Source organism: Bacteroides intestinalis (assembly GCF_003464595.1).
Lineage (GTDB): Bacteria > Bacteroidota > Bacteroidia > Bacteroidales > Bacteroidaceae > Bacteroides > Bacteroides intestinalis_A.
The window spans coordinates 50,252-63,003 of sequence record NZ_QRZF01000003.1; the positions used below are offsets into that span (position 1 = coordinate 50,252).

Annotated in this window: 9 protein-coding genes; 7 read left to right on the forward strand and 2 right to left on the reverse strand. The window is 47.6% G+C overall.

All coding sequences use genetic code 11. From position 1 onward, the window contains the following. Nucleotides 1–7: 7 nt before the first annotated feature. A complete protein-coding gene (locus DWW10_RS05090; protein WP_118421440.1) occupies nucleotides 8–1,486 on the reverse strand; it encodes a DUF3943 domain-containing protein in 1,479 nt (492 codons plus the stop codon). Nucleotides 1,487–1,610: 124 nt separating this feature from the next. Next, nucleotides 1,611–2,459 carry a helix-turn-helix domain-containing protein gene (locus DWW10_RS05095; protein ID WP_118421441.1) on the reverse strand — a complete coding sequence of 283 codons (849 nt, stop codon included), beginning with the start codon at nucleotides 2,457–2,459 and terminating at the stop codon, nucleotides 1,611–1,613. Nucleotides 2,460–2,682: 223 nt separating this feature from the next. Between DWW10_RS05095 and DWW10_RS05100 the strand changes: the two genes are divergently transcribed. The 7 genes from DWW10_RS05100 (at nucleotide 2,683) to mreD (ending at nucleotide 12,751) form a co-directional block, all read left to right on the forward strand. After that, the gene (locus tag DWW10_RS05100; RefSeq protein ID WP_118421442.1) at nucleotides 2,683–4,176 is read left to right on the forward strand and encodes a sensor histidine kinase; all 1,494 of its coding nucleotides are present in this window, start codon (nucleotides 2,683–2,685) and stop codon (nucleotides 4,174–4,176) included. Nucleotides 4,177–4,280: 104 nt separating this feature from the next. Next, nucleotides 4,281–6,242: an ABC-F family ATP-binding cassette domain-containing protein gene (locus DWW10_RS05105; protein WP_118421443.1), complete on the forward strand. Its 1,962-nt coding sequence runs from the start codon at nucleotides 4,281–4,283 to the stop codon at nucleotides 6,240–6,242. A 25-nt stretch (nucleotides 6,243–6,267) separates the two neighbouring features. Then, nucleotides 6,268–8,304: a M13 family metallopeptidase gene (locus DWW10_RS05110; RefSeq protein WP_118421549.1), complete on the forward strand. Its 2,037-nt coding sequence runs from the start codon at nucleotides 6,268–6,270 to the stop codon at nucleotides 8,302–8,304. A 260-nt stretch (nucleotides 8,305–8,564) separates the two neighbouring features. Next, nucleotides 8,565–10,088 (forward strand): bifunctional phosphoribosylaminoimidazolecarboxamide formyltransferase/IMP cyclohydrolase, encoded by a 1,524-nt coding sequence (gene purH / locus DWW10_RS05115; protein WP_118421444.1) that lies wholly within the window; start codon nucleotides 8,565–8,567, stop codon nucleotides 10,086–10,088. 96 nt (nucleotides 10,089–10,184) lie between these two features. After that, the gene (locus DWW10_RS05120) at nucleotides 10,185–11,207 is read left to right on the forward strand and encodes a rod shape-determining protein (RefSeq protein ID WP_007667579.1); all 1,023 of its coding nucleotides are present in this window, start codon (nucleotides 10,185–10,187) and stop codon (nucleotides 11,205–11,207) included. A gap of 110 nt (nucleotides 11,208–11,317) precedes the next feature. Beyond that, nucleotides 11,318–12,160 carry a rod shape-determining protein MreC gene (mreC, locus tag DWW10_RS05125; RefSeq protein WP_061437742.1) on the forward strand — a complete coding sequence of 281 codons (843 nt, stop codon included), beginning with the start codon at nucleotides 11,318–11,320 and terminating at the stop codon, nucleotides 12,158–12,160. A gap of 90 nt (nucleotides 12,161–12,250) precedes the next feature. Then, nucleotides 12,251–12,751: a rod shape-determining protein MreD gene (mreD, locus tag DWW10_RS05130; RefSeq protein ID WP_118421445.1), complete on the forward strand. Its 501-nt coding sequence runs from the start codon at nucleotides 12,251–12,253 to the stop codon at nucleotides 12,749–12,751. Nucleotide 12,752: the final 1 nt, after the last annotated feature.

Sequence of the window (12,752 nt, forward strand, 5' to 3'; positions counted from 1 at the left end):
CTCTCCATCAATATTTATAAGTCAGCATAATACGCCCTTCCGAAGTATTGGAAAAGACATTGGCGTGATACCTGTATTTGGTATCGCGGGTGTAGTTCATAAATGTGCCGGTGAGGTACAGTTGCTTCCGCAATTTCAGGTCCAGCCGGAGGCCGACTGCATGGAGAATGGCCCTCGAACGGTCGCCCTGTGCATTGAGCGTCTTCGGTTCCACTTCGTCCCAGTTGATGTCTTGGGGATACCCTTTCCAGGTGAACATGTGGTAGACTTCGTAGATGGTGGATATGGCAAGACGGTCCTTGTAGGTAAAGTTAAAGTTGAGCTTGCTGCTGTAGCCGCTGGCCAGGTTGTAGATGCGCTCGTCCACTTGATAATAGTCGCTGAGGGCACCTCCCAGAAGGATGGCGTTGAGGTAGGCGTAACCGTCTATTCCCCAGTTTCGTTTGAGGTTTCTTTTGTAGATGAGGCCGCCGCCCACGGAAGCGGGTGTACAGAATTTATAAGGTACTTTTGCCGATACTGCCGATATCGTGTCCGAATCGTAGTAATCGAAGTGCTGGTACAGCCCAAGGCTGAGATAGTGCTTCTCATTGTTCACCAACTCTTTGGCTACCAGTCGGCCAACAATGTTTATCTGTCCCAGGACCGGTTGATCTTTCTGCCAGTTCAGGTTCGCCTGGATGGAGAAATAGTCGTAGGGTTTGGTATCTTCCGCATCGAAGCGGTCGCCGTATTCGACGTTGATTTCGGAGGCCAGCCCCACACCTTTGTCCAGAATCTCGTCTTTCAGTTCCAGGGTACGTATGCCCAGAGATACATCCACACTTACATCGGGTACCCCGAATTGCTTGCCCGAAGTGGAACGTCGCTTCCAGGCGTCTCCGTTGATGATACGGGTTAGCCCGCGCATGGGGGATACCAGGAGCCCGGCAAACTCCAGTCCGAAGCGTGACCAACCGGTTTTCCGGTCGTCGAGGATGAGGTCGGAAACCCTGTAAGTCACTTCACCCAGGGCCATACCGCCGATGGGGGTGGCAATGATGTCGTTGGTAGAGGGATATTCGTTTTCCATAAACATCTCCCACATGAAGCTGCCGCCAAAGGCGAAGAGGCCGGACTGCCAGAAATTGTATCCGTTGGACCGGGCAGAGTTGAAGTACAGACTGCCGTGGTAGGGGTGCATGAACATATTGGTGCCCATGGCGTCATTGTCCCACACGAAACCATGCTTGAGGTTGTCCTTGATAGTACGCCCGTTGATGTAGGCAAAGTCGGCCTTGCGGATGTAGCGGTCGAAGGCCCAGACTCCCATATTGATACCGAAGACCATGGTGCCCGCCTGAAGCCCCCTTTTTCGGGAGTAATAGTCTATATCGAGCGAGTCGGCAGGTCGGGGAGTGGCTAAACGGTGGCGGATGGCGAGTTGCGGATAAGCCACATCAATGGCTATCAGGAAGGTGAGCAGAGTCAGCAGTAACTTTTTCATGACGCAAACATAGGGGTTTTTATCAAATGCACGTAGTTGTATTTTTCGTAAAAAGTCTCTAGTACTTCTTATTTAACTCGTTTGCAGCATAAAAGGTTCGCGAAAGGGACACTTTTCTATAACCTCACTCTCTTTCCGAATTCCGAAACATCTGCGGCGTTACCCCCGCATGTCTCTTAAAGAACTTATTGAAGAAAGCGGCATTATTGAACCCCAAATTCAGCGCAATATCCTTCACCGGCGTATTCTCTGTACGCAGTTGCGTCTTGGCATCCATGATGAGCGTCCTGTTGATAATCTCCATTGCCGTATGCCCCGACTCTTTCTTGACAAGCCGGCAAAGGGCGGACGGCTGCATATTCATCTTCTTGGCATAATACGCCACTTGGTGCTCACGGGCATATTCCTCATGTACCATCCGGACGAAAATCCGGTACTGATGGAAATGCCTGCTGCCCGGCGTTTCTTTCAGCTTCGTCTGTTCTGGGCAAAGTTCGGATATCCCCTGCAACATCAGACTTAGGAACGACTGCAGCACAGCTTCGCTCAACTTCTCCCCAACCTCCTTATGAAGATGCGACAGAAATGTAAACATCTCCAAGTAAAGTTGCGAAACTACTTCCGACAACGAGAAAACATAATGCTTGCCGATGATATGAAACTTATCCATCATATTCTTACCCATTCCGGCATGCTGTATCAGCTGCTGCGAGAACATGACAGCATGTATTTCCACATCATCTGATGCGGTCAGCAGCTGGACGAAAGTCTCGGGAGGAACGGCTATCAGTTCATTCGCTCCAATCCGATATTCAGTATGATTAATAATTGTTTTCAAGTAACCCTTACTGCAAAGGGCGAAAATGCCTCCTTCCGTCTTATAAGCCTGTCCCAACAGATGGCTCAGCCCGCCTGCCGTGATATGCTGATATGCAATGAAGTCTGCATGTATATTGAATTTAGTTATACCCATGTCTTGCCTTTTAGGTCTGCAAAATTGAATGATATTGATATATAATCCACAGGAATAACCGTTAAATTCGACTCTTCATCTCTTTTTGTCCCGTTAAAAGATGTAAAGGTGTGAATGATGGAATATTTCTGCGTCTAAATGGAATATTAAATTCTTTCGGTTTGTTTGCCACCTACCCGTTTAAGCCCGACCTTTGCTGCCTACACGATAAACATAACCCTTTATGAACGCTGATATACCCCAAGAAGTACGGATAGTGAACGCCATTGCCGAACAATTGTTCGATGTATGGCCCGTCAGTATTGTCATGATCGACCTCGAAGACCGCATCTGGCGCGTGAACAAACAGATGAGTGATGAACTTCAATTGGATACGGACATCATCGGAAAGTCTGTCTTCGATCTGTTGGAAGTAGTGCAGGATAAACAGAATGTCCTACCCCGTTATTTACAGGAACTGCACGGAGGTTGCCAGCGTGTCATTCCCTTGTCTTCCAACTGTTTCATCTATGAACAGAAACGGCATATCAGTTTCCTGATACAAGGCGCTCTGATGGGCGTGTATGAAGAAGACCGGCTGGTAAGAATCGTACTCTACTACCGCAATGTGCTGGAAGAAAGAACCCAGAAACACCTGTTAAACATCGCCCTGAGCCGCACGCAGATATTCCAGTGGTCATTCGACCTGGAACGCAACCTCATGATTATCGATCCCCGCTACTTCGAATACCTGGGCATCCCCAACCGAGACAACGCCCTCACTTCCGAAGAATTTGCCTATCTGGTGCATCCCGATGACCGGCAATCTGTGTTTGACGCTCTGATCTCACAACTGGATGGCAACCTTAATGAAGAACCTGTAGAATACCGTCTCCGCCGTGACGACGGCAGTTGGGAGTGGTTCGAAGCCCAGTCCACCTACGTTGGGCAGTTGAAAGAAACCCCTTTCCGTGTCGTTGGCATCTGCATGAGTACCCAGAAGTATAAGGATACTGAAGACCGTTTGAACGAAGCCCTGCGTAAAGCCCGGCACAGTGATGAACTGAAAAGTATCTTCCTTGCCAATATGAGTCACGAAATACGCACCCCGCTCAATGCCATCGTTGGCTTTTCCTCGCTGCTGGCCTACGGAGACTCAGACCTGACCAAGGACGACATCGTCGAGTTCACCTCCCTGATTGAAAAGAACAGCCAACTGTTGATGGTCCTGATTTCCGATATTCTGGACCTTTCCAAGATAGAGTCGAACACCATGGAATTCAATTTTTGCAGCATCTCTCTCCATCGGGTGCTGAATGAGATAGGCAGTGCGCAAAGAATGAATATGCGGAAAGGTGTGGAACTACTGTTGGATCTTCCCGGACAGGAGGTTACCATTTATACTGATCCTACCCGCATGAGCCAGGTTATCAACAATCTGGTGAACAATGCGATAAAGTTCACCTCTGAAGGAAATATCCGTATAGGCTACCGGCCCGTTTCCTCCGAGTCTGTAAGGATATTTGTGGAAGATACCGGAACAGGTATGGCAAAAGAAGTAATTGAACATATCTTCGACCGTTTTTACAAAGGAGACGCCTTCAAACAAGGCACAGGATTGGGACTTGCTATCTGCCGGACAATCATCGAACGCTTCAAGGGGAAGATCAAAGTAGTGTCTACACCCGGAAAGGGTACACGTTTTACAATCATCCTGCCGCTGAAAGTAGAAGAATAAAGTGCTCTTTTATGTAGATTTGATGCAATAATATAGGCTTACGATGTCATATCCCGCTGGAAATCGTTACCTTTGCAGCCCTGAACGATAAATTCATTGACACTATGATATCAGTAGAAGGACTGAAGGTAGAATTTAATGCAACCCCTCTGTTCGAAGACGTCTCTTACGTAATCAACAAAAAAGACCGCATCGCCCTGGTGGGCAAGAATGGTGCGGGTAAGTCTACCATGCTCAAGATATTGGCCGGACTACAGCAGCCCACTTCCGGCGTCGTTGCCATTCCCCGAGAATGTACTATCGGTTACCTGCCGCAGGTGATGATTCTCAGTGATAAGCGTACCGTGATGCAAGAGGCGGAACTTGCCTTCGAACACATCTTCGAAATGCAGGCGGACATCGAACGCATGAACCAGCAACTTGCCGAACGCACCGATTATGACAGTGAAGAATACCATAAACTCATCGACCGTTTCACTCATGAAAACGAACGTTTCCTGATGATGGGCGGCACCAACTTCCGTGCTGAAATAGAACGAACCCTGCAAGGTTTAGGTTTCAGCCGCGAAGACTTCGACCGCTCCACCAGTGAGTTCTCCGGTGGTTGGCGTATGCGTATCGAGCTTGCCAAACTCCTGCTTCGCCGTCCCGATGTGCTGTTGCTCGACGAACCTACCAACCACTTGGATATTGAGAGTATCCAATGGCTTGAAAACTTCCTTTCCACACGTGCCAATGCCGTGGTATTGGTGAGTCACGACCGTGCATTTCTCAATAACGTCACCACGCGCACCATCGAAATCACTTGCGGACAGATTTACGACTACAAAGTGAAGTATGACGAATTCGTTGTACTCCGCAAGGAACGTCGTGAACAGCAACTCCGTGCCTACGAGAATCAACAGAAACAGATAGAAGATACGGAAGCCTTTATCGAGCGCTTCCGCTATAAAGCCACGAAAGCCGTACAGGTGCAGAGCCGCATCAAACAACTGGAAAAGATAGAACGCATTGAGGTAGATGAGGAAGACAACTCTGCATTGCGCCTGAAGTTTGCTTGCAGCAGCCGTAGCGGAAGTTACCCTGTCATCTGTGAGGATGTCCGGAAGGCCTATGGCGACCATGTCATCTACCACGATGTCAACCTGACCATAAACCGTGGTGAGAAAGTGGCGTTCGTAGGTAAGAACGGTGAAGGTAAATCCACCCTGGTAAAATGTATCATGGGAGAAATCACCGACTATACCGGTAAGCTCACCCTCGGTCATAATGTACAGATCGGTTACTTCGCCCAGAACCAGGCACAACTCCTGGATGAAAGCCTGACAGTATTCGATACCATCGACCGCGTAGCCGTAGGCGACATCCGCACGAAGATACGTGATATCCTCGGTGCCTTCATGTTCGGAGGTGAAGCTTCTGATAAGAAGGTGAAAGTGTTGTCCGGTGGAGAGCGTACCCGTCTCGCAATGATCAAACTTCTGCTGGAACCCGTGAACTTCCTGATACTGGACGAACCGACCAACCACCTCGATATGCGTTCGAAGGATGTACTGAAAGATGCCATCCGCGAATTTGACGGTACAGTCATTTTAGTAAGCCACGACCGTGATTTCCTGGACGGACTTGCGACTAAAGTATATGAGTTCGGTGGTGGAATTGTGAAAGAACACCTCGGTGGCATCTACGACTTCCTGCAAAAGAAGCAGATAGAAAGCCTGAACGAATTGCAGAAAGCACCCGCACTTTCTACCTCACCCTCCGGTGGAAAAGAGAATACGGATACTGCCACTCAGTCTTCTGGTGCCAAGCTTTCCTATGAAGAACAGAAGGAACTGAACAAGAAACTCAAAAAGCTGGAACGTCGCGTTGCCGACTGTGAATCAGAGATAGAACAGACCGAGTCTGCCATCGCCATTCTCGAAGCCCGGATGGCAACTCCCGAGGGAGCTTCGGATATGGCCCTTTACGAGCAGCATCAGAAACTGAAGCAACAACTCGACTCTGTGATGGAAGAGTGGGATGCCGTCTCTACCGAACTGGAAGCAGTTCGGAAAGAACAATAAAACTTATAACATTATTTTATATCTTATGAAAGTAACTCATTATTTACCTTTAGCCGCAGCTTGCCTTATGATGGTGGGATGTGGTACGGGCAAGCAGAAAGCTGAAATGACAGCCGGTATCCAGCTTGCCAATCTTGACACAACTGCCCTTCCGGGGAGTAGTTTCTATCAGTACGCCTGTGGCGGTTGGATTGAAAGTCATCCACTTTCACCTGAGTATTCACAGTACGGTTCTTTTACAGAACTTGCCGAGAATAATCGTAAGCAGATACAAGGCCTGATTGAAGAACTGGCTGCCACTCAGCACGAAGCTGGTAGTGTAGCGCAAAAGGTAGGCGACCTCTACAAGATTGTTATGGACAGCGTGAAGCTGAACAAGGAAGGTGTTGCTCCTATCAAAGCCGACTTGGAACAGATTGCTTCCCTGAAAGATAAAGAAGCTGTTTATGCTTTGCTCGCCGATCTGCGCAAACAGGGCATCGGTGCTTACCTCGGCCTCTATGTAGCTGCCGACGAAATGAACAGTAACGAGAACGCCGTGCAGCTCTATCAAAGCGGCTTGAGCATGGGCGAACGCGATTACTATCTGGCTACTGATCCTTCTACTACCGCTATCCGTGATGCCTTCCGTGCTCATGTACAGAAAATGTATCAGTTGGCAGGTTTCGATGAGGCTACTGCCAAGAAAGGTATGGAAGTGGTTATGGACGTAGAAACCCGTCTTGCCAAAGCTTTCCGTTCTCGTACCGAACTGCGTGACCCGCATGCCAACTACAATAAGATGAGCATGGAAGAGGTGAAGAAGAATTATCCTACTTTCAACTGGGACGCATATCTTTCAGGTCTTGGCCTGACGGATGTGAAGGAAATCATTGTCGGCCAGCCCGCTTCGGTAGCTGAAGCTGCCAACATCCTGAATACCTTACCTGTTGATCAGCAAGCCCTTTACCTGCAATGGAAGCTGATTGATTCTGCTGCCAGCTTCCTGAATGACGAGATGGCTCAACAGAACTTCGACTTCTACGAACGCACCATGTCTGGAACGCAGGAAATGCAACCCCGCTGGAAGACTGCCGTTTCTGTAGTAAGCTCCGCACTGGGTGAAGCTGTAGGACAGATGTATGTAGAGAAATACTTCCCTGCCGCTGCCAAGGAACGTATGGTATCTTTGGTGAAGAACCTTCAAACCAGCCTGGGCGAACGCATCAACAACCTTGCCTGGATGAGCGATGAAACCAAGCTGAAAGCACAGGAGAAACTGGCTACTTTCCACGTGAAGATCGGTTATCCTGATAAGTGGAAAGACTACTCTACGTTGGAAATCAAAGACGATTCTTACTGGAACAACTTCAAACGTGCCAGCCTGTGGAACTATGCTGAAATGATTGCCAAAGCCGGCAAACCGGTAGACAAGGACGAGTGGTTGATGACTCCGCAAACCGTAAACGCTTATTACAACCCGACAACGAACGAAATCTGTTTCCCTGCCGGTATCCTGCAATATCCGTTCTTCGATATGAATGCTGACGATGCCTTCAATTACGGTGCAATCGGTGTTGTAATCGGTCATGAGATGACACACGGCTTCGATGACCAAGGTCGTCAGTACGACAAAGACGGTAATCTGAAAGACTGGTGGACAGAAGAAGATGCTAAGAACTTCGAGAAACGTGCCGATGTAATGGTTGCTTTCTTTGACAGTATCGAAGTTGCACCGGGGGTACATGCCAACGGTCGTATGACGCTGGGTGAGAACATTGCCGACCACGGAGGTTTGCAAGTATCTTACCAGGCATTCAAGAAGGCTACCGCTGCCGCTCCGCTGGAGGTAAAAGACGGTTTCACTCCCGAACAACGCTTCTTCCTGGCTTATGCCAATGTTTGGGCTAACAATACTCGTCCCGAAGCCATCCTGCAATTGACGAAGATCGACGTGCATTCTTTGGGCAAATGGCGTGTAGACGCTGCATTGCCGCACATTGCTGCATGGTATGATGCATTTGGCATTACGGAGAAAGATCCGATGTATGTACCGGTAGAAGAACGTATCTCTATCTGGTAAGTCTTGCCATCGCTTTGGCACAGTTGTGCCATAGGCATGGCATAATCTTGCCAAGGTGATGGCAAAACTGTGCCAAGGCTGTGGCACAACTCTGGCACAGTGGGGCGGTATCCTCTCCGTTTAGCAAAAAAGATAAAGGCAGTAATTCCTAACCGGGATTGCTGCCTTTTTTAATTATACCTAATTTATTGTGTTTGAGTATGTGTGCAAATAAACATTTTTAGTACCTTTGCGCATCAAATACTTATATACGCAATTCCATGTCTGAAACAAAAAGAATTAAAACCGCTTTAGTATCGGTTTATCATAAGGAAGGTTTGGACGAAATCATTACCAAACTGCATGAAGAAGGAGTTGAGTTTCTGTCCACAGGCGGAACTCGTCAGTTTATAGAATCACTGGGGTATCCCTGCAAAGCAGTGGAAGACTTGACCACGTATCCCTCTATCCTGGGTGGACGTGTAAAGACCCTGCATCCGAAAGTGTTCGGTGGTATTCTCTGCCGTCGCGGACTGGAACAGGATATGCAACAGATAGAAAAATATGAAATTCCCGAAATAGACCTCGTTATCGTCGATTTGTATCCGTTTGAAGCTACCGTAGCTTCCGGTGCCGACGAGCCGACTATCATCGAGAAAATAGATATAGGCGGTATTTCACTGATCCGTGCTGCTGCCAAGAATTACAATGACGTGGTTATCATTGCTTCTCAGGCACAATACCAGCCGTTCCGCGATATGCTGATGGAACATGGAGCTACCACTTCGCTGGAAGAACGCCGTTGGTTTGCCAAAGAGGCGTTTTCCGTTTCTTCCCATTACGATTCAGCCATCTTCAACTACTTCGATGGCGAAGAAGGTTCCGCATTCCGTTGCTCTGCCAATAATCAGAAGACTTTGCGCTACGGCGAGAACCCGCACCAGAAGGGTTACTTTTACGGAAATCTGGAAGCTATGTTCGACCAGATTCACGGAAAGGAAATCTCTTACAACAACCTGCTCGACATCAATGCAGCCGTCGACCTGATCGATGAATTTGAAGAGACTACGTTTGCCGTATTGAAGCATAACAATGCTTGCGGTCTGGCTTCACGCCCCACGGTGCTCGAAGCATGGAACGATGCATTGGCCGGTGACCCGGTTTCCGCTTTCGGTGGTGTACTCATCACAAACGGAGTGATCGATAAGGACGCTGCTGAGGAAATCAATAAAATCTTCTTCGAAGTAATTATCGCCCCTGATTACGATGTAGACGCATTGGAAATCCTGGGACAGAAGAAAAACCGTATTATTCTGGTTCGCAAGCCTGCCACACTGCCTAAGAAGCAGTTCCGTTCTCTCTTGAATGGTGTGTTGGTACAGGACCGCGACCTGAACATCGAGAAGCCTGAAGATTTGAAAACTGCAACCACGAAAGCACCTACCGCACAGGAAATAGAAGACATGCTCTTTGCTAACAAGATTGTGAAGAACAGCAAGTCCAACGCTATCGTACTGGCTAAAGGCAAGCAATTGCTGGCAAGCGGTGTGGGACAGACTTCACGTGTGGATGCTTTGAAGCAGGCCATCGAAAAAGCCAAGAACTTCGGCTTCGACCTGAAAGGTGCCGTGATGGCATCCGACGCTTTCTTCCCCTTCCCCGACTGTGTGGAGATTGCTGGAAATGAAGGTGTGACCGCAGTTATTCAACCGGGTGGTTCCATCAAGGATCAGCTTTCGTTCGACTATTGCAACGAACATGGCATCGCGATGGTGACCACAGGAATTCGTCATTTCAAACACTAATATTAATGATGAATTATGAATGATGAATGATGAGTTAGCTGCGCCGAGCATGCTGTCATCTTCATAATTCATAATTTATAATTCATAATTAACAACATGGGATTATTCTCTTTTACGCAAGAAATAGCGATGGACCTTGGTACCGCCAATACCATTATCACAACCAATGGTAAGATTGTGGTGGATGAGCCTTCGGTGGTAGCTCTCGACCGTCGCACCGATAAGATGATTGCCGTGGGTGACAAGGCAAAGATGATGCACGAAAAGACCCACGAAAACATACGTACCATCCGTCCGCTTCGCGACGGTGTAATTGCCGACTTCTATGCTTGCGAGCAGATGATACGCGGTTTGATAAAGATGGTGAATAATCGCAACCGTCTGTTCTCTCCTTCACTCCGTATGGTTATCGGTGTCCCCTCAGGTAGTACTGAAGTGGAGCTGCGTGCCGTGCGTGACTCTGCCGAACATGCCGGCGGACGTGACGTCTACCTGATTTTTGAACCCATGGCTGCCGCTATCGGTATTGGTATCGATGTAGAAGCTCCGGAAGGAAACATGATTGTAGATATAGGTGGTGGTTCTACGGAAATTGCCGTTATCTCCTTGGGTGGTATCGTAGCCAACAACTCCATCCGCATTGCGGGTGATGACTTGACTGCTGATATCCAGGAATATATGAGCCGTCAACACAATGTGAAGGTCAGCGAACGTATGGCCGAGCGTATTAAAATCAATGTAGGTGCAGCCTTGACCGAACTGGGTGAGGATGCTCCGGAAGATTATATCGTTCATGGTCCGAACCGTATCACGGCTCTGCCTATGGAAGTGCCTGTATGCTACCAGGAAGTAGCGCACTGTCTGGAGAAATCAATTTCAAAGATTGAAACAGCTATCTTGAACGCATTGGAAAATACACCTCCCGAATTGTATGCCGATATCGTGCACAACGGTATTTATCTGGCAGGTGGTGGTGCATTGCTCCGTGGACTCGATAAGCGTTTGACTGATAAGATAAACATTCCGTTCCACATTGCCGAAGATCCCCTGCACGCTGTTGCCAAAGGTACGGGTGTGGCGCTGAAGAATGTGGATCGTTTCTCATTCCTGATGAGATGACAAGCAAGTTAATAATGAAAGAATTAATAATGAAAGCCGTGCGACTTAAGAGTGGCATGGGGCGTTCTCTTTAATTCTTTAATTTTTCATTCTTTCATTTGCTCGTCAATATGCGAAATTTACTGAACTTTCTTATTAAATACAACTACTGGTTCCTCTTTCTACTGTTAGAGGCAGCCAGTTTTGTTTTATTGTTCCGCTTCAATTACTATCAGCAGAGTGTGTTTTTCACATCGGCCAATAGTGTGGCGGGGAAAGTTTACGATGTTTCGGGAACTATAACTTCTTATTTCCATCTGAAATCTGTCAATGAGGACTTGCTCGACCGTAATATGTGGCTGGAGCAACGAGTGGCATTCCTGGAGAAAACATTGAATAATAAAGGAATGGACTCTGTCCGGCTCTATAGTCTGGAACGGCTTGAACCGGAAGAATACCAGATATTCAAGGCGAATGTCATCAAAAATAGTTTGAACCGGGTGGATAACTATATTACTCTTGATGAAGGTTCGTCTGCAGGTATCCGTCCGGAAATGGGCGTGGTAGATGCTAATGGAGTAGTGGGCATTGTCTATAAAACTTCTCCGCATTACTCTACCGTTATTCCGTTGCTGAACAGTAAATCGAGCATCAGTTGTAAGATTGTAGGCAGCGAGTATTTTGGTTATTTGAAGTGGGAATATGGAGATTCTCGCTTTGCATATCTGAAGGATTTACCTCGCCATGCAGAGTTCAACTTAGGTGATACGGTGGTGACAAGTGGTTATTCTACAGTATTCCCAGCAGGAGTCATGGTGGGAACGGTGGATGATATGTCCGACTCTCACGACGGTCTCTCTTATCTGTTGAAGATAAAACTGGCTACGGACTTTGGTAAGGTGAGCAATGTGCGGGTAATTGCCCGTACCGGACAAGAGGAGCAGAAGATGCTGGAGAAGGAAGAAGGGAAGTGATGGAGTGATAAGGTGATAGAGTGATAGGAGTGATAAATGGTAGGGGAGTAGCCCCAATTGTAAATCGTAAATTGTAAATTGTAAATCGAATTGGTTCTCAATTATCTGCATAAAATAGGTTGGTTTATCGGTTTGGTACTATTGCAGGTACTGATACTGAATAATGTGCATATTGCCGGATATGCCACTCCTTTTCTATATATCTATCTCATACTGAAATTCGAGTCGGAAACGCCGCGGAATGCTTTGATGCTGTGGGCGTTTTTCCTGGGACTGACGGTGGATATCTTTTCGGACACACCGGGTATGAATGCTGCGGCAACGGTGGCTTTGGCTTTTTTACGCCCTACTTTCCTGCGTCTGTTCGTACCGCGAGATACGTTCGAAAATATAGTTCCTTCGATCAAATCGATGGGGATTGTTCCTTTCCTGAAGTATTTGGTTGTTAGCGTTTTTATTCATCATGCAATATTACTTACCATAGAATTCTTTTCGTTCGCACATATCGGAACGTTGCTGCTGAGAATTGTGGCAAGTACGTTGCTGACTGTAACCTGTATCATGGCTATAGAAGGAGTGAAGAAGAAGTAAG